At 65.1% G+C, this 21,823-nt stretch carries 21 protein-coding genes and 1 tRNA gene; 12 read left to right on the forward strand and 10 right to left on the reverse strand.

Going from position 1 to position 21,823, the window contains the following annotated elements; genetic code table 11:
* Nucleotides 1–70 precede the first annotated feature (70 nt).
* From Q0X68_RS08345 to galE, 3 genes are all read left to right on the forward strand, one after another.
* The gene (locus Q0X68_RS08345; protein WP_297750201.1) at nt 71–694 is read left to right on the forward strand and encodes an MBL fold metallo-hydrolase; all 624 of its coding nucleotides are present in this window, start codon (nt 71–73) and stop codon (nt 692–694) included.
* Nucleotides 695–729: 35 nt separating this feature from the next.
* The gene (locus Q0X68_RS08350) at nt 730–1,014 is read left to right on the forward strand and encodes a type II toxin-antitoxin system Phd/YefM family antitoxin (protein WP_297750204.1); all 285 of its coding nucleotides are present in this window, start codon (nt 730–732) and stop codon (nt 1,012–1,014) included.
* Nucleotides 1,015–1,108: 94 nt separating this feature from the next.
* On the forward strand, nt 1,109–2,098 hold the full coding sequence (gene galE, locus Q0X68_RS08355; protein ID WP_297750207.1) for a UDP-glucose 4-epimerase GalE: 990 nt from the start codon (nt 1,109–1,111) through the stop codon (nt 2,096–2,098).
* 163 nt (nt 2,099–2,261) lie between these two features.
* On the opposite strand, the gene Q0X68_RS08360 is transcribed toward galE, so the two are convergent.
* Together Q0X68_RS08360 and Q0X68_RS08365 are read right to left on the reverse strand one after the other, a co-directional pair.
* On the reverse strand, nt 2,262–3,590 hold the full coding sequence (locus tag Q0X68_RS08360) for an MFS transporter (protein ID WP_297750213.1): 1,329 nt from the start codon (nt 3,588–3,590) through the stop codon (nt 2,262–2,264).
* A 5-nt stretch (nt 3,591–3,595) separates the two neighbouring features.
* Complete coding sequence (locus Q0X68_RS08365; protein WP_297750216.1) at nt 3,596–4,780, reverse strand: TerC family protein; 1,185 nt, start codon at nt 4,778–4,780, stop codon at nt 3,596–3,598.
* Nucleotides 4,781–4,910: 130 nt separating this feature from the next.
* Here Q0X68_RS08365 and Q0X68_RS08370 point away from each other — a divergent pair, with 130 nt between their 5' ends.
* Entirely contained in the window at nt 4,911–6,815 is a 1,905-nt protein-coding gene (locus Q0X68_RS08370) for a penicillin-binding transpeptidase domain-containing protein (RefSeq protein ID WP_297750219.1), read from the forward strand.
* Between the two features lie 200 nt (nt 6,816–7,015).
* Here the strand turns inward: Q0X68_RS08370 and mgrA are convergent, their stop codons facing one another.
* The 3 genes from mgrA to Q0X68_RS08385 form a co-directional block, all read right to left on the reverse strand.
* Nucleotides 7,016–8,059 carry an L-glyceraldehyde 3-phosphate reductase gene (gene mgrA, locus Q0X68_RS08375; protein ID WP_297750222.1) on the reverse strand — a complete coding sequence of 348 codons (1,044 nt, stop codon included), beginning with the start codon at nt 8,057–8,059 and terminating at the stop codon, nt 7,016–7,018.
* 613 nt (nt 8,060–8,672) lie between these two features.
* Nucleotides 8,673–9,128: a low molecular weight protein-tyrosine-phosphatase gene (locus Q0X68_RS08380; protein ID WP_297750225.1), complete on the reverse strand. Its 456-nt coding sequence runs from the start codon at nt 9,126–9,128 to the stop codon at nt 8,673–8,675.
* A gap of 2 nt (nt 9,129–9,130) precedes the next feature.
* Nucleotides 9,131–9,637: a flavodoxin domain-containing protein gene (locus Q0X68_RS08385; protein WP_297750228.1), complete on the reverse strand. Its 507-nt coding sequence runs from the start codon at nt 9,635–9,637 to the stop codon at nt 9,131–9,133.
* Nucleotides 9,638–9,731: 94 nt separating this feature from the next.
* Here Q0X68_RS08385 and Q0X68_RS08390 point away from each other — a divergent pair, with 94 nt between their 5' ends.
* Entirely contained in the window at nt 9,732–10,853 is a 1,122-nt protein-coding gene (locus Q0X68_RS08390; RefSeq protein ID WP_297750230.1) for a 6-phosphofructokinase, read from the forward strand.
* Between the two features lie 68 nt (nt 10,854–10,921).
* Here Q0X68_RS08390 and Q0X68_RS08395 read toward each other — a convergent pair whose 3' ends face one another.
* Nucleotides 10,922–12,562 carry a helicase HerA-like domain-containing protein gene (locus Q0X68_RS08395; RefSeq protein WP_297750233.1) on the reverse strand — a complete coding sequence of 547 codons (1,641 nt, stop codon included), beginning with the start codon at nt 12,560–12,562 and terminating at the stop codon, nt 10,922–10,924.
* A 102-nt stretch (nt 12,563–12,664) separates the two neighbouring features.
* Here Q0X68_RS08395 and Q0X68_RS08400 point away from each other — a divergent pair, with 102 nt between their 5' ends.
* Together Q0X68_RS08400 and Q0X68_RS08405 are read left to right on the forward strand one after the other, a co-directional pair.
* The gene (locus Q0X68_RS08400) at nt 12,665–12,958 is read left to right on the forward strand and encodes a type II toxin-antitoxin system VapB family antitoxin (protein WP_297750236.1); all 294 of its coding nucleotides are present in this window, start codon (nt 12,665–12,667) and stop codon (nt 12,956–12,958) included.
* Nucleotides 12,959–12,985: 27 nt separating this feature from the next.
* Nucleotides 12,986–13,537: a LytR C-terminal domain-containing protein gene (locus tag Q0X68_RS08405; protein ID WP_297750239.1), complete on the forward strand. Its 552-nt coding sequence runs from the start codon at nt 12,986–12,988 to the stop codon at nt 13,535–13,537.
* A 287-nt stretch (nt 13,538–13,824) separates the two neighbouring features.
* Here Q0X68_RS08405 and Q0X68_RS08410 read toward each other — a convergent pair.
* Nucleotides 13,825–13,912 (reverse strand) — tRNA-Ser (locus Q0X68_RS08410).
* A gap of 17 nt (nt 13,913–13,929) precedes the next feature.
* On the reverse strand, nt 13,930–15,801 hold the full coding sequence (locus tag Q0X68_RS08415; protein WP_297750242.1) for a helix-turn-helix domain-containing protein: 1,872 nt from the start codon (nt 15,799–15,801) through the stop codon (nt 13,930–13,932).
* Nucleotides 15,802–15,903: 102 nt separating this feature from the next.
* Between Q0X68_RS08415 and Q0X68_RS08420 the strand changes: the two genes are divergently transcribed.
* From Q0X68_RS08420 to Q0X68_RS08435, 4 genes are read left to right on the forward strand one after another with little or no spacing between them, the layout of a single operon-like run.
* On the forward strand, nt 15,904–16,716 hold the full coding sequence (locus Q0X68_RS08420) for an N-acyl homoserine lactonase family protein (RefSeq protein WP_297750245.1): 813 nt from the start codon (nt 15,904–15,906) through the stop codon (nt 16,714–16,716).
* Nucleotides 16,716–17,144 carry a hypothetical protein gene (locus Q0X68_RS08425; protein WP_297750248.1) on the forward strand — a complete coding sequence of 143 codons (429 nt, stop codon included), beginning with the start codon at nt 16,716–16,718 and terminating at the stop codon, nt 17,142–17,144. Before Q0X68_RS08420 ends, Q0X68_RS08425 begins: the two co-directional genes overlap by 1 nt.
* Nucleotides 17,141–18,253, forward strand: a complete 1,113-nt coding sequence (locus Q0X68_RS08430) for an alcohol dehydrogenase catalytic domain-containing protein (protein ID WP_297750251.1) — start codon at nt 17,141–17,143, stop codon at nt 18,251–18,253. The genes Q0X68_RS08425 and Q0X68_RS08430 overlap by 4 nt, the downstream gene beginning before the upstream one ends.
* A 1-nt stretch (nt 18,254) precedes the next feature.
* On the forward strand, nt 18,255–19,691 hold the full coding sequence (locus Q0X68_RS08435) for an NAD-dependent succinate-semialdehyde dehydrogenase (protein WP_297750254.1): 1,437 nt from the start codon (nt 18,255–18,257) through the stop codon (nt 19,689–19,691).
* Nucleotides 19,692–19,751: 60 nt separating this feature from the next.
* On the opposite strand, the gene tadA is transcribed toward Q0X68_RS08435, so the two are convergent.
* Nucleotides 19,752–20,201: a tRNA adenosine(34) deaminase TadA gene (gene tadA, locus Q0X68_RS08440; protein WP_297750260.1), complete on the reverse strand. Its 450-nt coding sequence runs from the start codon at nt 20,199–20,201 to the stop codon at nt 19,752–19,754.
* Between the two features lie 25 nt (nt 20,202–20,226).
* Nucleotides 20,227–20,808, reverse strand: coding sequence for a tRNA adenosine deaminase-associated protein (locus Q0X68_RS08445; RefSeq protein ID WP_297750257.1), 582 nt, complete (start codon nt 20,806–20,808; stop codon nt 20,227–20,229).
* Nucleotides 20,809–20,900: 92 nt separating this feature from the next.
* On the opposite strand from Q0X68_RS08445, the gene upp reads away from it, so the two are divergent.
* On the forward strand, nt 20,901–21,560 hold the full coding sequence (gene upp, locus Q0X68_RS08450; RefSeq protein ID WP_174202265.1) for a uracil phosphoribosyltransferase: 660 nt from the start codon (nt 20,901–20,903) through the stop codon (nt 21,558–21,560).
* The last annotated feature ends 263 nt before the right edge of the window (nt 21,561–21,823 follow it).

The raw sequence follows: 21,823 nt of genomic DNA on the forward strand, positions 1-21,823 counted from the left end.
ATGCAGAAACCGCCAGAAGCGCCGTCGAATAAGCCCCTGGACCGCCTACAGTGGCCACCAGGAGGTACCCATGACACAGATCGAACGGCTTGTCACAGCCGGTAACTTCGACCCCGCCGGGCCGCCCGAACACGAAAACAATGTGTGGCTCGTCGGTGATAGCCACGAGGTGATTGTGGTAGACCCGGCCCACGATCCCGACGCCGTCGCCATCGCCGTCGACGGGCGCAAGGTGCTCGCCGTGCTACTCACCCACGGCCACTGGGACCACGTGCGCGCCACCCCTGCGTTTGTTTCCCGCATCCCCGCGCCCGTCTACCTGCACGAGGCCGACCAATTCCTGTGGGAAGACGCCACGGGTAGCCCAGAGGGGTTCCAAGCCCTCGAAGATGGGGCAACGTTCACCGTCGCAGGTGCAACCATCCAGGCCATGCACACCCCCGGACACACGCCGGGGTCGACGTCGCTGCGGGTCGACGGACTCAACGCCGTGTTGAGCGGTGACACGCTCTTCCCGGGCGGGCCGGGCGCCACTCGCTGGGATTACTCCGACTTTCAGCAAGTCATGCGGTCGTTGCGCGAGCGGTTGTTTACCCTGCCCGCGGACACCGTCGTGCATCCTGGGCATGGGGAGTCCACCACCATCGGCGCCGAAGCACCTCACGTCGACGAGTGGGAGGCCCGCGGCTGGTAACAATCGGCGCGTATCACGGGTGTTACGCTTCGCGCATGAGTGTTCCGGTTCGCGAGCTGCGCAACAACAGCGCCGCCCTGCTGAAACGAGTACAGCAGGGCGAGAGCGTCGTCGTCACCAAAGACGGTGAGCCTGTGGCGCAGGTCATCCCCCTGCGCAAACCACCGCTACGCCGAGAGCAGTTGCTACATCGTTGGGCAGCCCTGCCGACGATCGATGCCGAGCAGTTCCAGCGAGATGTCGACGACTTCGCCCACATCGAGGAGCTGGATCTGCAGCCTGTTCGACGCAGCCTCAGCCACAATCCCACCGACCGGTAAAGATAGATCAAGTTCGTGGCTCGTCTACCCGCCACGAACTTGATCTATCTTGGCCGCCGATCGTCGCAAACGGCAGCGTTGTAGGCTCAACACCATGAAGATTCTCATCACTGGCGGCGCCGGATACATCGGCTCCACTGTGGCCTCCGCCTGCGAAGACGCAGGTCACGACGTGGTTATCCTCGACGATTTCTCCACCGGCAAGCGCGAGTTCATCCAGGACCGACCGCTGTACGAGGGAGACATTGCCGACGGCGCCCTCGTCGACCAGATTTTCTCGGAGCACCGCATCGACGCGGTGGTGCACTGCGCGGCGAAGATCGTCGTCCCCGAATCGGTAGCCGATCCGCTCGGCTACTACGACAACAACGTCGGCAAGACGGTGAAGCTGCTCGAAGCGCTCGAACGCAACGGAAACCAGCGGTTCCTGTTCTCGTCGTCGGCGTCGATCTACGCACCCGACGAGAACTTCGTCGTGACGGAGCAGTCGCCGCTGCGCCCCAACTCGCCGTACGCGAAGACGAAATACCTCGTCGAACTCATTTTGGAGGACTTCACGAAGGCATCCGAGATGCGCGTGCTCTCGCTCCGGTACTTCAACCCCATCGGCACCGACCCGAAGCTCCGCTCCGGCCAGCAGCTCGAGCACCCCACCCACGTGCTCGCGAAGCTGCTCGAGGCATGGCAGAAGCACGAGACGTTCACCGTCACCGGCGTGGATTGGCCCACCCGAGACGGCTCCGGTATCCGCGACTACATCCACGTCTGGGACCTCGCCCAGGCGCACGTCGCGGCACTCGAGCACTTCGACGAGGCCACCGCCAGCGAGCCGTACCAGGTGTTCAACATCGGCACCGGCAACGGCGTCACGGTGAAGGAGCTCGCCGCGAGCTTCGAGGAAATCTCGGGCGACCCGCTGCAGGTCACGTTCGGCCCGCCGCGCCCCGGCGACGTCGCGGGCGTCTACACCGTCTCCCAGAAGGCGAAGGACGTGCTCGGCTGGGAGGCCAAGCTGTCCGAAACCGACGCGGTACGCGACGCCATCGCCTGGCTGCCCGAGCGCAAGAAGATGCTCGGGTACTGACCCTCAGCCGCGGGGGTGCGGGCTTAGTCGGTGGCTTCCGCCCACAGCTCGCGCCTCCGCCTGGCTTCCACTTTGTCGATGGCGCCGAAGATGGCCAACACAACGCTCACCATGACGAGGAACAACAACAGCTTGCGCTTCATGGCCCCAGCCTATCCGCCAGTTACGCCCGGGCGAGGTCTTCCGAGCCGCGCTCGAATTCTGCGACGGTGATCCTCGCCGCACCCCAGGCCGTCAGCGCCGCGAGTGCGACGAAGAGCGCCGTCATTGCGGCAAACGCCGGCGATGAGACGCCGTCGGCAGGAAGCGCAAACATGGCCACCACTGCGGCGAGCACGTAGGCGCCGTTGAAGCCCATGTCGTAGAACGTGAACACGCGGCCCTTGTACGTCTCGTCGACGTGGGCGTGCACGAGTCCGTCGACGCATACCTTCACTGCCTGGGTCACCAGGCCGACGACGAAGCCCATGGCGAACAGCACCCACCGGCCTTCTGAGAACGTCACGACGAGGGTGGACGCCGCGCCGAGGGACAGCAGCGCGACGAGGGTGGTGCGCAGCCCGACGCGGCTCACCGAGGCGGGCACGACAACTGCGGCGAGCAGGAAGCCTGCACCGGTCATCGCTCCCCACACGCCGAGGTCGGCGAGTGCGGCGTCGGGGTTGGTGACGGGATGCCACCGGTTGCGAGCTACCAGGATGAGCGCGACGGAGACCAGTCCGAAGAGGAAGCGCGTCACTGCCATGTCGATGAGCCCTAGCAGCGCGGATTTGCGCTGCCACAGGTGCGCGCTCGCGGCGCCTAGACCGCGCAGCACGTGACGCATCGACGGCAGCTCCTCCTGCTCGTCGGGGCCGAGCGCGCCGCGGGAGAACGTCGTCGCCGCCAGCGCCGACCACACAAACATGGCGGCAGCGACGACGAAGATCACCGCGTCGGCGACATGCGTGGGGACGAATCGCCCGAGCACGAGCCGAATACCCAGGCCGATCGCGCCGCCGACGACCACCCCGAGCGGCCCCACCATCGGGATGATCGACGAGGCCGACAGATACTCACGTGGGGAAACGGTGTGATGCATGCCGGCGGACAACCCGGCGAGCATGAACCGGTTGAGGCTCAACGCTACGAGGAGCAAGACCATGAGCATCGTGGTGCCTGCCCCGCTCGTCCAGTTCACGAAGACGATGCCTGCGATGACGAGCGTCAACACTGCCCGGATGACGTTCGACCACAGGGCGACGTCGCGTCGCGACCAGCGGTCGAGCAGCGGGGAAACGAAGGGGCCGAGCAGCGTGAAGGGCAGCAGTGAGATGGCGAGCACGGCGGCGATGGCGCCGGCATCGGGCTGAGATTGGGGCGAGAACAGCACGTAGCTGGCCATACCCACCTGGAGCGTGCCGTCGGCCGTTTGGGCGGTGAAGCGAAGCACCAGCAGGCGACGGAACTCGTCGCGCACCCACAATCGTTGCAGTGCGCGCCACAATTCCATAGACGCTACCTTCCCTGCGCACGCAGGGCGTGCGCTTGGGCGACGACCTCGTCGTGGTCATCCTTGGCGTGCTTGTCGACGTGCTTGCTGTGGATGCCAGCCAGTTTCTTCTCGAGCCGGAGGATTTTCTCGTACTGTTCGTAGCGCTCTACGTTCGAGTACTGCCCAACCGACTCTACGTAGGCGGTCGCTTCGCGGTGCAGCGCGGATGCCGTCGAGAGTGCTTTGCCCGACGGGGTTAGCAGCGAGCCGACGATGGTGAGCAGCAGAATAATCAGGATGACGTACAGCGAGGTATAGGCGCCGATCTCAGGAATAGCGTGGATGGGTTCGCCACCGTTGATGAACGGCACATCGTTTTCGTGCATAGCGTGGATGATGAGCTTCACGCCGATGAAGGCGAGAATGGCGGTGAGACCAAACTTCAGGTAGACGAGGCGATCCAAGAATCCATCGATGAGGAAGTACAGCTGACGTAGACCCATGAGCGAGAATGCCGTTGCGGTGAACACCAGGTACACATTTTGAGTCACGCCGTAAATGGCTGGAATGGAGTCAAACGCGAAGAGGATATCGGTGCCACCAATGGCGAGCATCACGAGCAGCATCGGGGTGAGCACGCGCTTGCCGTCAACGTAGGTGAACAGCTTGTCGCCGTCGTACTCGTCGGAAGTGTGGACGAATCTCTTCACCGTTCGGATGATGAAGTTGTTCGCCTCGTCGCTGTCTTCCTTCTCCGGCATCAGCATGTGGATGGCGGTCCAAAGCAAGAACGCACCGAAGATGTAGAACATCCACTGGAAGGCATCAATGAGAGCCTTGCCCGCGAAGATGAACAGGCTTCGGGTGATGAGTGCGAATACGATGCCGAATAGCAACACCTTCTGCTGATCTTCACGCGGCACTTTGAAGCTGCCGATGATGACCAGGAACACAAAAAGGTTGTCAACGCTCAGCGCTTTTTCCAGGATGTAGCCGTTGAAGTACTCGATTCCAGTTTGGTGGTCGAGCCCATACATCAGGACGAAGCCGAAGACGATTGCGATGCCGACGTAAATGGCCGACCAGATGGCCGCCTCTTTCAACGTCGGGATATGCGCTTTACGAACGTGGAAGACGAAATCAAAGACCAGCAGGCCGCCGATGACGACGAGGGTGATGGCCCAGATGGCGGGAGTAATCTCGGTCAAAGTGGAGTGACTTCCTCTTGATGTCGCGACACGGGTTCAGCAGGGCGTCGGCCCTGGGTGCACCCTTCCAGGGTAGCTCACCCCAGTGAGTGACCGGATAGCTGACATATTCTGGGTGCGGGAGGTCACCGTGATTCGACGTTGGACAGCGACGGGGCTCGTCGCGCTACTGCTGCTCGCCGGATGCTCGAGCGAGCCAGGAGGCAACGAGACGCCGTCGGCCCCACTGCCCTCGGGGGCACAAGCAGAGCCGCCGAAAGGTGTGCCCTCCGCCGACGACGCCGCGGCGAAGTTAGCGACGGCGCTCGAGGCGCTGGACATCTCGAAGGTGCCGATGCAGTCGAGCGGGCAGAGCGCGCAGGATGAGCTCGAGACGATGTTTGCCGGCATGGACGGCATCAAGCCGAAGGTGAAGGTAGGCAAGGCGGGTTACAAGGCCGACGAGCGCGCGGCGGTCATCCCGCTACAGTTCAGCCTCGACGTCGGCGTCCATCCCTGGACGTACAGTTCCGAGGCCACCATGAAGTGGGTGAGCGACCAGTGGCGGCTGGAGTGGTCGCCGTCGATCATTCACTCGCGACTCACTTCCAGCAACCGCATGCGCCGCATCGTCACTCGCCCGGAGCGCGCGCCCATCAACGACAAGGATGGCGTGGCACTCGCCGAGGAGATCTCGCTGTTCGAGGTCGGCATCGATAAAGCGAGCGCTGACAAGGGCGTATGGCAGGAGGCCGCCCGTCACCTCGCGGGCATCCTACGTATCGATGCGGCCGCGTACGAGAAGAAACTGATGGCCGGCGGTGAGAAGCAGTTCGTCGTGGCTGCGACGCTGAGGCAGCAGGACATCCCCGCCGAGGTGAACGACGTACCGGGGCTGTACGTGCGCGAGATCAAGTCGACGCAGGGCCCCACCGGCGGATTTGCAGCCAGCCTGCTCGGTACCGTCGGGAAGCCCACTGCGGAGATGATTGAGAAATCCGACGGGAAACTCTCGCCGAACGACTTGGTTGGGCTGAGCGGCCTACAGTCGCGGTATAACGAGCAACTCGGCGGGGTGCCCGGGGTGCGCGTCGAATTCGTGCAGCGTAAGGATGCGACGGAGAAGCTCGACCCAATCGTGGTGTTCAGCCAGGAGCAGTCGGTCGGCGCACCCATCAAGCTCTCGCTTGATCGGAACGTGCAGCAGAAGGCCGAGGATGCGCTGAGTAACCAATCTGGGGTGGCGTCGATCGTCGTCATCGACGTGGCCACCGGCGGCGTCGCGGCGGCCGCCAACTCGAAGGACGCGGGCGACTTCCCCTACGCCACCTTCGGTAAGTACGCACCCGGCTCTACATTCAAGATCGCCTCAGCCCTCGCGCTGGTGCGCAAGGGCAGCACGGCCGGCTCCACCGTCGAATGTCCGGCGACGCATGCCATGGGCAGCCACGTCTTCAACAACTATTCGGGGTACTCGCACACGGGCAAGATCACGCTGGCCGACGCCGTGGCCTACTCGTGCAACACCGCGTTCACGAAGGCGTCGAGCAAGGTGACCAATGCCGAGCTGCATGATGCCGCCGCCTCGCTCGGGGTGGGTGTGGACTACGACGCGGGATTCCGCTCGTACTTCGGCACCGTCGACCCCAAGGCCGACCTCGACCGGGCCGCGTCGATGATCGGGCAGGGGCAGGTGACGATGTCGCCGCTCGGCATGGCCGCGGTAGCCGCGTCGGTGGCGAAGGGCGAGACGGTGATTCCTTGGCTCGTCGAGGGGCATCAGGCGAAGTCGACGGCGAAACCTCTCACCGAGGCGGAGGCTGCGGAGCTGCAGAAGATGATGACCGCCACCGTCGATCACGGCACCGGCACCGCGCTGAAGGGCGTGGCGACGGGCGCGAAGTCGGGCACCGCCGAGTTCGGCAAACGCGGTGCGTTGAAGACGCACGCCTGGATGATCGCTTACAACGACAAGTACGCCGTCGCGGCGTTCGTCGAGGAGGGCAGCTCAGGCGGCTCCGTGGCCGGGCCGCTGGTACAGAAAGTGCTCTCCTGAGGCGCCTCCTGGTGGTTGAGTAGCCGCCGAACGAGTCCCGATGGTTGAGTAGCCCGCGAAGCGGGCCTATCGAAACCACACCCGCCCCTTGCGTCTCGATACTGCGGCTACGCCACCTACTCGACGGTCAGGAAACGCGCCCCCACCTCGGTGGTTGAATAGCGTCCGAAGGACGCGTATCGAAACCCCACCCGCTCAACTCAGAACGACGACCAGTGCTCCCAAAGGTTGATGTCTCCGTCCTGGGCGTACTCGTCGATGGCGCACAGTTCGTCGTCGGTGAATTCTAGATTCGCGAGCGCACCGAGATTCGTCTCCAGCTGCTCAACGCTGGACGCGCCGAGCAGTGCTGACGTGACGCGCTCGTCGCGGAGCACCCATGCGATCGCCATCTGCGCGAGCGACTGTCCACGCGAAGCGGCAATATCGTTCAGCCCACACAGGCGGGCGAGGTTTTCGTCGCCCAGGTGGTCCTTCGTCAGCGACCCGCCTCGGCCCATCCGAGAACCTTCGGGGACGGAACCGTCGAGGTACCGATCGGTGAGGAGCCCCTGCGCGAGCGGGCTGAATGCAATGACGCCCATTCCCTGTTCGCTCGTGGCGTCGAGCAGGCCGCCTTCGACCCACCGATTCAGCATCGAGTAGCTGGGCTGGTGGATGAGCAGCGGCGTGCCGAGCTCGCGCGCGATCTGTGCGGCTTCGCGCGTCTTGCCTGCGGAGTAGCTGGAGATACCGACGTACAGCGCCCGCCCTGAGCGCACCGCCTGGTCGAGGGCCATCATGGTCTCCTCGAGCGGAGTTTCGGGGTCGAAGTGGTGCGAGTAGAAGATGTCGACGTAGTCCAGCCCCATGCGCTTCAGCGACTGGTCGAGCGACGCCAAGAGGTACTTCCGCGACCCACCACCCTGGCCGTACGGCCCGGGCCACATGTCGTAGCCGGCTTTGCTGGAGATGATGAGTTCGTCGCGGAGTGACGCGAAATCCTGGCGGAAGATCGTGCCGAAGTTGACCTCCGCTTGGCCGTACGGGGGCCCGTAGTTGTTGGCCAGGTCGAAGTGGGTGATGCCTTCGTCGAAAGCCCGACGGAGAATCGCGCGCTGAGTGCCCATCGGCTTGTCATCGCCGAAATTCTGCCAAAGCCCTAGCGAGATATCGGGCAGCCGGAGTCCGGAGGCGCCGCACTTGCGGTAGGGCATGCGGCCGTCATAGCGATCAGTTGCGGGGGCGTACACGGGATAGACCATGGGTCCATCCTGCCTGGTCCTGGCGGGTAGCGCTATGCCGTTCTCGATCGTCGAGTAGGCCCGGATGGCCATATCGAGACGTGGGATCGGTCGAGAAAACTTCAAAATCCGTACGCAGATGAGATGAAGGGCCCGTTTTAGGGGTGTTTGGTCAAACTGCGTACGGATTATGAAGTGTTTCTGGTGGGGCTCCTCGATACGGCACCCAGGAGGAGAGGGGGCTCTCGTCGATGGTTGATCCGGCCCGCGGGGCCGAGTCGCAACCGGGGTCTCCTACCGAAGCTAACCCGATATCCACACGCGTTTCTCGAAACGGCCCAGTAACCCCGATATCAGCAAACGCGTGTGGATATCGGGTTAGCTTGCCCTTGGGCTCCGGTGGTTGAGGAGCGAGCGGAGCTCGGTTCCCGAAGCTGTTGCGGGGGTGATTTCGATACGCGCCCTGCGGGCGCTACTCAATCACCTGCGTCGGCGCACTGCCCCGTTCGTCGAGTAGGGCCGAAGGCCCGTATCGAGACGCACAGTGGCTGGTTTCGATACGCCGCCTACGGCGGCTACTCAACCATCGGGCGTGGTGTGCAGCCGCTACCCAATCACCGGGTGGAGGCCATACCTACTCGGCGACCAGCGAGTCGAGCAGTGCGGGAACCGCGCGCTCCAGCACTGCGAGGGTCTCCTCGAAGTCTTCCGCACCGCCGTACCAGGGATCAGGCAGCGGGTCGCCCGGCTCACCTTCTGGGTCGAAGTCGGACACCAGATGCACGCTGGCTGGGTCGGCACCCAACGCAATAATGCGCTGCGCGTGCCGACGCTCGGCCGCAACGAACACATCCACCTCATCCACATCCTGTTGGGTGAGTTGGCGCGCGACGTGGCCGTCACCGTCGTAGCCATTGGCACTAAGCACCTTGCGAGCGCGGGAATCCATGGGGTTACCAAATTCTTCGGCGCTGGTGCCCGTCGACGTGACGCGCACGTCCAGGCCGCGGTCATCGGCGAGCCTCCGCGCAACGCGCTCCCCCATCGGAGAGCGGCAGATATTGCCGTGACAAACGAACATGATGTGCATGGTTAGGGCTCCTCGGAAGTGTCGGTGAAGCGGTCGGAGAGCGCTGCGGTCCAGCGCGTGATCGCGGCGGGGTCGAGGTGGTCCTGCGGGGGCTTCTGGATGGCTCGCATAAGCCAACGCTTCCACAACGACACCTTCTGGGGCTCGTAGCGCCCGGCGAAGGTTTCCATCGCCAGCGGCTCGACGATGCCCGCCGCCTTGGTGTTGAGCGCCAGCGCTTCCTCTCTGTGCTCTGGGCTGGCAGCGGTGAGGCAGACGTTGAACAGCGCCGTGCGCCCGTCAATCGCCGCTCGATGCCGCTGCAGCCATGCGATGGCCTCGGCGTTCCATGAATTGGCGATGATGCTGCTGCCCACCACGAAATAGTCGAAGCCGTCGGGCGCCGGGTCGGTAGATGCGGATGCGACGGTGACCTCGTGGCCATGCGCCCGTAACCCTTTCGAGAGGATGGTGGCGACGTGCGCCGTCGTCCCTGCCCGGGTGCTGTACACGACGAGAATCCGACTCATGACTCCACCCTATTATCCGGGCGGGAATGGCCCCGCGTTGCCCCAAGTGGGAGGGTGAACGGTATCGTCTAGAACACCTACAGGAGGGCACCACATGGCCAAGCGCATCGGAATCTTGACGGCAGGCGGAGACGCGCCAGGGTTGAACGCGGCGATCCGGGGGCTCGGTAAAGCCGCAACCGGACGGTACGGCATGGAACTCATCGGCTTTCGCGGTGGCATTCGCGGGCTAGCAGAGGACACCTGGACCGAGCTCGACCGCAATTCGCTCTCCGGCATCCTCACGCTCGGCGGTACCATCCTCGGCACCAGCCGCGACAAGGTGCACAAGATGATGGTCGACGGCGAACCGCGCGACGTGATCCCCGACATCGCCGACGTGGTGGAGCGCAACAAGCTTGACTGCCTGGCGCTGCTGGGTGGCGGCGGCACCGCGAAGAATGCGCTGCGTCTGCACGAGGCCGGCATCCCCGTCGTGCACCTGCCGAAGACGATTGACAAGGACATCGCCCACACCGACAACACTTTCGGGTTCGCCACCGCGCTCGAGATCGCGACGGAGGCGGTCGACCGGCTGCACTCGACGGCGCACTCCCACCACCGCGTCATCATCGCGGAAATCATGGGCCACAAGGCCGGATGGCTTACGCTCGGCGCGGGCATCGCGGGCGGCGCCGACGTGATTTTGCTGCCGGAGATTCCCTACCAGCTGGATGCCATCGTCGAGAAAATCGAGGAACGCAAGCGCAAGGGTACGAACTTCTCTGTGGTCGCCGTGGCGGAGGGCGCCCGCGACGCGGCAGCCACGGCCGAGCTGGAGGCGGCGGAGTCGTTGGTGAGATCGGCCCCGACGCCCGAGGCGAAGGCGGTGGCGAAGGAGCACCGTCGGCGTATCGAAGATTCGCACCGCGAGCATCCGTTCCGCTTGGCCCGCGAGATTGAGGCGCGCACGGGCTTGGAGTCGCGGGTGACCGTGCTGGGGTATGTGCAGCGCGGCGGGATTCCCGTCGCGGCGGACCGGCTGCTCGGTTCGGTGATTGGTGCGGCGGCGGCGGACCTCATCGAAGCTGGTGAGACCGGCGTCATGGTGGCATCGAAGGGTGAGGGCGCGGCGGCCGTCCCGCTGGAGGACGTCGCCGGCAACCTCGCGCTCGTGCCGCTCGACCACCCGTGGATCACCACCGCGCGCTCGGTCGGTACCGAGCTGGGCGAGTAAACACGTCGAGATAGATCAAGTTCGTGGCTCGTCTACCCACCACGAACTTGATCTATCTTTGCTCTTCGTCAGCGGCGCTTCTTCAAGATGCCGAAGATGCCGCGAACCAGGTCTTTACCGACTGACCGAACGACGCGTTCCGTCCGACGCTCGCGTTCTCGACGACGACGTTCCGCCTCGCGCTCCTCACGCGCCCGCTGCTGCTCGAGGCGCTTCTGTTCCGCTCGCTGCTGGCGTTCGTATTCCTTCTGCGCGCGCTCAAACTCCTTGCGCTGCTCGGCCTCGATCTTCGCCTGCTCCGCGGCGGCCGCCTCGGCCTTCGCCGCCTCTTCCTCCGCCTGGGCCGCGGCTTCGGCCTCAGCTGCGCTGTCTTCCATGCGTTTGGTCAGCATCTCGTACGCCGATTCCCTGTCGACGGGCTCGCCGTAGCGGGAGAACAGCGACGACTCGCGCACGATGCGCTGCTGCTCAGCCTCCGGCGTCGGATCCATCGACGCCGTCGGCGCCCACATTTTCGTCCACGCGACGGGGGTGGGCGCGCCCTTGTCGTTCATCACCGTGACGATGGCCTCGCCGATGCCGAGCTCTTGCAGCAGGCGTTCAAGGTCATAGTCAGAGTGGGGATAGGTAGCGACGGAAGCCTTCAGCGCCTTCGCGTCGTTCGGCGTGTGGGCACGCAGCTGGTGCTGCACGCGCGAACCCAGCTGGGCGAGCACATCGTCGGGAATATCCTTCGGGGTCTGCGTGACGAAGAACACGCCCACGCCCTTCGAGCGGATGAGCCGGACGGTCTGCGTGATCGACTCCAGGAACGCCTTCGACGCCCCACGGAACAGCAGGTGTGCCTCGTCGAAGAAGAACACGAGCTTCGGTTTGTCGACGTCGCCGACCTCTGGGAGGTGCTCGAAGAGGTCGGCGAGGAGCCACATGAGGAAGGTCGAGAACAGCGCCGGGCGCGACGCGAGCTGCGGCAGTTCGAGCAGCGAGATCACGCCTCGGCCGTCGCTGGCGGTGCGTAGCAGCTCCGACGAGTCGAACTCGGGCTCGCCGAAGAACACGTCGCCGCCTTGCTCATTGAGGGTGATGAGCGAGCGCAGGATGACGCCGGCGGTCGCCGTCGAGATGCCTCCGATGGCCTTGAGCTCGTCCTTGCCCTCGTCGGTGGCGGTGAGGTAGCGCAACAGTTCGATGAGGTCTTTGAGATCCAGCAGTGGGAGTCCGGCCTTGTCAGCATGCATAAACACGAGCCCGAGCGACGATTCCTGCGTCGGGTTCAAATCCAGCACCTTCGACAGCAGCACCGGACCGAAGTCGGTCACCGTCGCCCGTAGCGGCACGCCATGGCCCTCGCCGCCGAGGGCGAAGAGTTCGACGGGGAACGTCGCGGCTTCCCAGTCTTGGCCAAGCGGGGCGACGCGCGCCAGCAGCTTGTCGCTCCCCTCGCCGGGGGTGGCGAGGCCGGAGAGGTCGCCCTTCACGTCGGCGGCAAACACCGGTACGCCTGCGTTGCTGAGGGCTTCCGCCATCACCTGGAGTGTCTTGGTTTTGCCGGTGCCGGTGGCTCCGGCGACGAGTCCGTGGCGGTTGAACATGCCCAGCGGGATGCCGATGCGCGCTTCCTTGACGGGTTCACCGTCGTGCATGAGGGCGCCCAGCGTCGCCGAGGGGACGTCGAAGGTGTAGCCGTCGATGATCTGTTGTTCGCTCACGGGTATGCACTGTACTGATTCATGGGCGGCCAGGTGAAGGATTACCGACGCGTGGGCGCGCGGCGTTCCTGGTTCGAGAGGGCGACGCAGTAGACTGAGGCCGTGATCTTCAAGGAAATCGGCGAGGGACGCCCCTACCCTGAGCATGGGTATGCGCCTCGTGATTGGAGCCAGATCGCCCCGCAGCAGGTGCGACTCGACGAGTTGATCACCACAAAGAGAACCCTCGATCTCGATACCTTGCTGGCGGAGGACTCAACGTTCTACGGCGACTTGTTTGCCCACGTGGTGAGCTGGAACGGTGAGCTGTATCTCGAAGACGGGCTCCATCGGGCGCTGCGTGCCGCGCTCCAGCAGCGTGGCACGGTGCACGCACGAATTCTCGAGTTGCAGTAAATTGGGTGGACGCCCGACCCAGGAAGGATGGATGCCGTGCGCGTGTTCCGGCTGATCGCCACTCCGGTGTTGCTGCTTGCGCTGCTCGGATTCCTCATTTTGGGAGCCAGCTGGGGCTGGAAGAGCCTCACCGCTCCGTTGCCGTCGCCGTCGCCCACTCCGTGCGTGACGAAAAAGGCCGCCGTTATCACGCCCGACATGGTGTCGGTGCGCGTGCTGAACGGCGGGTTCACATCTGGGCTGGCGGGCAAGGTGAGCGAGGTTTTAAAAAATCAGGGCTATAACGTGCTGCGCGCCGGCAACACCGACGACCGCGTGAAAACGACGGTGGTGCGCGGCAGTGCTGACGACGAGGCGATGCTGAAGCTTGTGCAGTCGGCGTTCACGAACGCGACGATTGAATACGACGACCGGGTCGACGGCAGCGTCGACGTGCTCGTCGGCACCGTATACGAGGGCATGACGAAGAACCCGCTGCAGCAGATCGAGACCGAGGGCGGCGTGGTGTGCGAGTTCGTATCGCCGTCGCCTTCCCCTTCCCAGAGCTCACCGGCGCCTTCCCCGTCGCCGACTGCCTGAGCGGGGGGCTGGGTAGCTCGGCTGCCTCGATCGTCGGGTAGGCCCGCGTATCCCCCGCTCGTCGAGTAGTAGCGAAGCTGTATCGAGGCGCGGTGCCGTGACCTTCACTGGCAGCTTTGCGCCCAAACACGGACCAGAATCTTCCACCTAAACGGGCGTGGTTTCGATACGCGCCTTCGGCGCTACTCAACCAGCGGGAGGTGCGGGAGACTCAACCACCGATAGGCGCGGGCGAGTCAACCACCGGGAGTAGAAAAACTCCCCGAGCCTGCAGACCCGGGGAGCACTGGCGGTGACGGAGGGATTTGAACCCTCGGTGGGTTGCCCCACACTCGCTTTCGAGGCGAGCTCTTTCGGCCGCTCAGACACGTCACCGTTGGTTAGCTTAGCGTTTACGTTTCACTTGACGCGAATCTGGGACTGCGCATTCGCCAAATCCACAGCGCCAGATGCACTTCTAGGCGGCGTGCCCCAGTGTCCCAATCATCGCCGAGAATCTGTCGAATCCGCTGCACACGCTGCCGCACGGTGTTGCGATGCACGTAGAGTCCCGCCGCTGTATCGGCCAAACTTCGGTCCGCCTCCAGGTACGTCCACGCGGTCAGCATGAGGTCGGTGCCGCGCTCAGCGTCGTGATCGATCAGCGGCTGCACCGACGCGAGCAGCGGGTGCGTGTCGTCGGCAACTTCGAGCACGGCGTCGATCGCGCGGATGCGACTACCGTCAGCGAGCCCCTCCTTACCAAGCCCACGCAGCGACGAGAGCCCCATGTGTGCTCGACGATGCGCTGCAGCCATGTGCGTTGGGTCATCCACCTTGCCCGATGCCCCCACGCGCGCCGGCACCCCCGCCTGATGCAGCGCCTCCAACACGGTGTCGGCGAGATGCTGTTCGTTCGTCACGAGGCACCAATGCTCGTCATGCCAGGCCAGCAACCCCGCCCGGCTCGTCATCACCCCGCGCAGCGCCGCCTCCACGCCCCCGGAATCTTCGACGAGTAGCATCCATAGGTCGTCGGCAGGGTGCAGTCTGAAGCGGGCGAGCGATTCTCTCAGCCGGCTCTTGTCAAGCGTCCTGCCCGCGATGAGCTCGTCGATGACCTCCGCATGCAGACGTTGCTCCGCACGTTCGGCGGCTTTCGCAATCAACCCGAGCACCGCGACGAAGAGCCCCACCCTTTCTAGAATCCGACGGCCGTTCTCCCCGAGCCTTCCCTTCGCGACGACCGCACCCATCGCCCGCCCCGCAGCCACGGCGGGCACGACAGTGACGGGCTCATCGCCCTCGCTCACATACGCCTGCCCCGTGAGTGTTGCGACACCCACGACGCGCTGCAGTTCCACATCCGCTGGTAGCCAATCGCTGCGGCCGGGGCTGCTCTCGGGGTTGGGGCCGCCAACAGTGGTGAGCGCGACGCGCTGCTCCGAATCAACCAGCGCGAGCGGCGTCTCAATCAACCGGTGCGCCAGCTCCAGCAGGTCGGAGTACTGGGGCCTGCGCACCACCACCTCCAGTAGCAGCTCGTCGATAGCCAGTAGCGACTGCAACTTAGCCAGCTCGTCCTGCTCCCGCTTGCGCGTCGTGCCCAACGAATCGAGAGTGGTGGCGATGTCCGCGAAGCGCTGGGCGTTGTCCACCGCGACGGCAGCCTGCCTAGCCAGCATGGAAACGGTGTCGGCTTCCTCCTGCGTGAACCGCGTGGGCGTGCGCATCGCGACGAGGAGCGCGCCGAGTACTTGTCCGTGCACGGTGAGCGGCGCCCCCATGATCGCGCGAACACCCTCCTCCTGGACGATGTGGTCGATGTCGGAGAGATGCACGATCTCGGAATCCGCCATGTAGTCATGTGTGGCCACCAGCTGCCGCCCCGTCGCTGCCTTACCGAGGATGCCCGTGCCCAGCGGCATACGGATGGTGCGATACGCGAAGGTGCGCACACCGTCGGATTCCTGAATAAACGTCTCTTGCGCATCCTGATCGTTGAGGCTCACGTAGGCCATGTCGGTGCCGAGCAGCTGGCGCGTGCGCACGGAGATCGCTTTCAGCACTGCCTGCATGTCACGCAGCGCGGTGATATCGGATGCGGTGTCGTGGAGGACGCGCAGCAGCTCCTCACGTCGTCGCCCGCGCTCCAGTTCAGACACGATCTGCGAGACGAGGCCCGCGGCCATCGGGTCGAGGCGGGCTGCTCGGACTGCGAGGTCGGGAAGGTCGTCGCGGTTCGCGATACCGCGCAGGATCTCTACCCACTGGCTGTGCTCCATGCACACATTCAACCCAAAACTGTGGCCCACCGTGCCATATCCGACGGGTTTACTCGCTCCTATTCTTCGGAGAACAGTCACCGTCGACGAAAGGTTCTCACCATGAACGACATCAAGCTCCACATCCTCTCCACCGGCGTGATGGAGTGCGACCTCACCTGGCTGCTCCTGGAAGGCGGCAACACCATTCGACCTCGCCAGGACAAGAACAAGCCGACGCCGTGGGGCGAGGCACCCACCCACGCGGTGCTCATCGAACACCCCGACGGCCTCGTGTTGTGGGACGCCGGCGTCCCACGCGACTGGGAGACCCGCTGGGCTCCCACCGGCTTCCAGGATTTCTTCCCCGTCCAGGAAGACCCCGCAGGCCCCGGCTACCTCGACACCGCGCTCGAGAGCCTCGGCTACGGCCCCGACGATGTCGACCTCCTCGTGCTCTCCCACCTGCACTTCGATCACGCCGCCAATGCCAAGGACTTCGATAACGGCAAGACCCGCATCCTCGCCAACGACAAGGAGATCGAAGGCGCGATGGCCATCGAAGGCGAGTTCCAGGGCGCGCACCTCGTCAGCGACTACAAGGGCCTCGACATCGAAGCGGTGACGGGCGACGTCGAGATTCTCCCTGGCGTATCGGTCATCGAAACCCCTGGCCACACGTGGGGAACGATGAGCCTGAAGGTAGACCTGCCCAACGACGGCACCTACATCTTCACCTCCGACGCGGTGTACATGGGCAACTCGTGGGGCCCGCCGGCCGTCGGCGCGGCCATCGTGTGGAACAACCTCGCCTGGCTGGAGTCGGTGGAGAAGCTGCGCAAGATTGCCGAACGCACCGACGCCACCGTCGTGTTCGGTCACGACGCCGAGCAGTACCGCCAGCTGAAGCTCGCTCCGGAAGGGTTCTACTCCTGATGATCAGCTACGACGTGCTATGCCCTGACCGGCATCGTCACGAGGTGCAGCTTCGATCCATGTTCGACGACAACCCCGCCTGCCCCGATTGCGGCCAGGCCACCAACAGGGTGCCGTCGATGGCGCGCATGGGTAACAGCGCCGACGCCGGGCCGTCGCGCGAGCAGATGCCCAATACGTGGCACGGCATTGGCAAGGGCCACCCCGACGCCATCCGCACCTGGCACCAGAAGATGACCAAACGCGAAAAGCTCGAGGAGAAGTACCCCGAGCTGGCGGGCGACCGTCGCCCAGTGCTGGCGCACGAAGGCGTCTTCCACGACAAACCCCTCAAAGCCGGCGACGCGCTGGCGCCTGCCGTAGCCAAGGCCACATTCGGTAGCGACGCAGCACCCGCCGCCCCCTCGACGCGAAAGGAACCGTCATGAAAACCCGCGGAGCCATCCTGGAAGAAATCGGACGCGCGCAACCGTACGCCGAGTCCACACCCATCACCATCAGCGACGTAGAGCTGGCCGCGCCCGGCCCCACCGAGATTCTCGTCAAAATCGAAGCCGCCGGCATCTGCCACTCGGACCTCTCCGTCGTCGACGGCAACCGGGTGCGCCCCGTGCCGATGCTGCTCGGGCATGAATCGGCCGGCAAGGTCGTTGAGCTGGGTTCTGAGGTCACCGACCTCAAGGTGGGGCAACGTCTCGTCATGACGTTCCTCCCCCGCTGCGGCGAGTGCGAGGCCTGCCAAACCGACGGCAAACTCCCTTGTAGCGAGGGCAGCAAGACCAACAACGAGGGCGTCCTCATGGCCGGATCCAAGCCCATCACGCGCGACGGCAAGCCCATCTACACCCACCTCGGGGTATCCGGGTTCGCCGGCTACGCCGTCGTGGATCGCCGCAGCGTGGTGCCCGTCGACGACGATGTGCCGCCCGAGATTGCAGCGGTGCTCGGATGCGCGGTGCTCACCGGCGGCGGCGCGGTGATCAACGCGGCTGATCCGCAGCCCGGGGAGTCGCTCATGATCATCGGCTTGGGTGGCGTCGGCATGGCCGCGCTCATCACGGCGGTGGGACGCGACGTCGAACGCATCATCGCCGTCGACACCTTGGATTCGAAGCTGGAACAAGCCCGCGAGATCGGTGCGCACGAAACGTACACCCCGCAGCAGGTGATCGAGGAGGGCATCAAGGCCCACCACGTCGTCGAATGTGCGGGCAACGCAAAGGCGTTCGAAACCGCGTTCAAGGCGACGCGTTCCGGCGGCACGACGGTGACCGTCGGCCTCCCTGCGCCTGACGCCGTCTCGCAGATCACCCCGCTGACCATCACCGCCGAGGCGCGCACCGTCGTCGGCTCGTATCTGGGGTCTGCGGTTCCGTCAAGGGATATCCCGACCTACGCTGAGATGTGGAGGTCGGGCAAGTTGCCGGTTGAGAAGCTCATTTCCCACCGGATCCGGCTCGACCAGATCAACGAAGCGATGGACGAGCTCGCGCAAGGGCGGGCCGTGCGTCAAGTAATCCTGATGGACGAGGAGTGACATGGACGAGTTTCTCGAGAAGCTTCCCAAGCAGCACTACATCGGCGGCCAGTGGGTGGGTGAGCCCACCATGGACGTCACCAACCCCGCCACCGGGGAGGTGATCGCGAAAGTTGCCGACGGTGACGTCGCCGTCGCGGTGTCGGCACTCGATGCGGCGTGCGACGCGGCGGAGTCGTGGGCGGCCACGTCGCCCCGCGACCGCGGCGAGGTGCTCCGTCGGGCGTTTGAGCTCATCCACGAACGCAAGGATGACTTCGCGCAGCTGATGACCCTCGAGATGGGCAAGCCGCTCGCGGAGGCCTACGGCGAGGTCACGTACGGCGCGGAGTTCTTCCGCTGGTTCTCCGAGGAGGCTGTGCGTATCCACGGGCGGTTCGGCATGGCCCCGGCGAGTGGGCAGCGCATCATGACTGCGCGCAAACCCGTCGGTCCGGTGTTCGCGATCACGCCGTGGAACTTCCCGCTCGCGATGGGCACGCGCAAGATCGGCCCAGCGCTCGCTGCGGGCTGCACCGTCGTCGTGAAGCCCGCGTCGGCGACGCCGCTCACGACGCTGCTGCTCATGGAGGTGCTGAAGGAGGCCGGGCTGCCCGACGGTGTGGTCAACGTGTTCGTCTCGTCCAACTCGAAGGACACCTCGAACGCGATCATCCATGACCGCCGCCTGCGCAAGCTCACGTTCACCGGCTCGACCGCCGTCGGGCAAACCCTGCTCAAGGAGGCCGCCGACGGCGTGCTGAAGTGCTCGATGGAGCTGGGCGGCAACGCACCGTTCATCGTGCTGGAAGGCGCGGACGTCGACAAGGCAGTGCAGGGCTCGCTGGTGGCGAAGATGCGCAACAACGGCGAGGCGTGCACGGCGGCGAACCGCTTCTACCTGCATGAGTCGGTGGCCGACGAGTTCCTCGCCAAGCTGGGTTCGGAGTTCGACAACTGGCCCGTCGGGCCGGGGCTCGACGAGGGCACCAAGCTCGGCCCGCTGATCCACCAGCAGGCGGTGGACGACATCGTCGCGCTCATCGAGGACGCCGTCGCCAAGGGCGCCACCGTGGTGCGCGGCGGCCACGCGGTCGACCGGCCCGGCAGCTTCCTCGAGCCCACCATCCTCACCGGCATCACGAGCGACATGCGAATCGCGCACGAGGAGATCTTCGGGCCCGTCGTGGCCGTGCAGACCTTCACCGACGTCGACGACGTCGTCGCCCGCGCGAACGACACCGACTTCGGCCTGATGTCGTACGTGTTCGGCGACGAAGGCGACGTGCTGCGCGTCGGGGAGCGCCTAGAGTACGGCATCGTCGGGTTGAACACCGGCCTCGGCTCCGACGCGGCGGCGCCATTCGGCGGCGTGAAGCAGTCGGGGCTTGGGCGCGAGGGCTCGTTCGAGGGCATCGACGAGTACCTCGAAACCCAGTACTACGCGATGCCGCGGTAACTATCCTCTACGAGGGCGCGTCCCCGGTTCGGGGCCTGGACACCGCTTCGGCGTTCGGGCTCACGGCCGGGGCGCGCCCTCGCGGCGTTCTCCGAAGAAGGCGAGCAGCTCGGCCGCGCACTCGTCGCGCATCACACCGCTCGTGACTTCAACGGCGTGGTTCAGGCGGGGGTCGCGCACGACGTCGAAGAGGCTCGCGACGGCGCCGGCCTTCTCGTCGAATGCCCCGAACACGAGCCTGGCAAGGCGTGATCCGACGATCGCGCCCGCGCACATCGTGCAGGGCTCCAAGGTCACGACGATGGTGCAGCCCTCGAGCCGCCACTCGCCCAGTGCTTCCGAGGCTCGGCGCAGCGCGACCATTTCGGCGTGCGCGGTTGGGTCCTGATGCAGCTCGCGTTCGTTGCCTGCGCTCGCGACGACGACGCCTTCGGGATCGAGCACAACGGCCCCCACCGGCACATCCCCGTGAGCGGCGGCCGAGCGGGCCTCGTCGAGGGCCAGCCGCATGGCGTCATGCCAGCGGGAACCCACGTCAGTCGTCGAACTCGGCCGCGGCGGCGTGGAACTCGTCGGCGATCTTCAACTTCTCAGCGATGCGTTCGAGGCACTCGTAGGAGTCCGCGTCGTAGTCGGTGGCGAGGGCTTCGAGCTCGAAGCTGCGCAGACCGCTCGCCGCGAACATCCCCAAGTCACCGACCGGGTAAGAGTCGTCGTCCTCGTCCGGGATGTCTTCGCCGAGGTAATCCAGCACGTCGCGCGCGAGCGGCCACTCGTTGGCGGCCGTGGCGTCGGAAAGCAGCACCTCCACCATGCGTCCGCGCGCGCGGACGATGACGAAGAAGTCGCCGCCCACCGAGACGAATCCGTCGGCGCCCGAGTCGCCCGGCAGGCGGGTGAGCTGGCGGATCAGTTCGTCGAGGTCGTTGGCGAGGTCGTAGTCGAGGGGCACGGCGATGGGCTCGCCGTCTTCACGGTACGCGGCAACCACCAAGTCGACGTCGTCTTCCGACGCGTCTTCGAGGTCGTCATCGTCGAAGTCGTCATCATCTTCGTCGAGGTCTACGTCGTCGTCGAGATCGAACGGCTCAGCATCCTCGGCATCGAACACGCCCACGGCACGCACCTTCCCTAGCAGTGACGGAAGCGGTTCGGCCGCATCCGCAATCGACAGACTACCGGCTGGGCAAGCGCGCGGCCAGAGCGGGGATGTGGGAAACTGGCCTTGTGGAAGTACGTGTTGTCTCGCACCCCCTGATCGATCACAAACTCACGCTCCTGCGTGACCGAAACACACCCCAGCCGGTGTTCCGTCGGCTCGTCGACGAACTCGTCACGCTGCTGGCTTACGAAGGCACGCGCGGTGTGCGTGTCCATGACCATGAAATCCAGACCCCCGTGTCGCCCACGATCGGCAAGAAGCTCGACGATCCGGCGCCGCTCGTCGTGCCGATTCTTCGCGCTGGCTTGGGGATGCTCGACGGCATGCTCCGCCTGGTGCCCTCCGCTGAGGTGGGCTTCCTGGGAATGAGCCGCGACGAGGAGACCCTCGAGCCGACGACGTACGCCGAGCGCCTGCCCGAGGACTTGTCCGGCAGGCAGTGCTACGTGCTCGACCCGATGCTCGCCACCGGCGGCTCGCTCGGCGGGGCGGTGCAGTTCCTCGTCGACCGTGGCGCCGACGACATCACCGCCATCTGCCTGCTTGCCGCGCCGGAAGGTATCGAGAAGCTCACCACGCTGCTGGAGGACCTCGCCGTGCCGTGCACGCTGGTGGTCTCGGCGGTGGATGAGAAACTCAACGAGCACGGCTTCATCGTCCCCGGCCTCGGCGACGCCGGCGACCGCCTGTACGGCCTGGCTGAGTAATTCTGACCGTCGAGTAGGTGACGTAGCCGCGTATCGAGACGCGCCGACAGGGTTTCGATACGCCGCCTCCGGCGGCTACTCAACCACCGGGCCCCACAGACCGTCGAGTAGCGGCGAAGCCGCGTACCAAGACGCAGCGTCGACTAGTTGTAGTTGGTGGTCTATTAAGAAAAGTCCTCGCCGGAGACGCGGAACGGGTCTGTGCTCGGGGGGGGGCGCCGGCTGGGGCGCTCGTCGGGCCCTGCACTTTAGCGCTCATTCGT

Origin of the sequence: uncultured Tessaracoccus sp., assembly GCF_947286155.1 — a bacterium.
In the GTDB taxonomy this organism is placed as follows: domain Bacteria; phylum Actinomycetota; class Actinomycetes; order Propionibacteriales; family Propionibacteriaceae; genus Arachnia.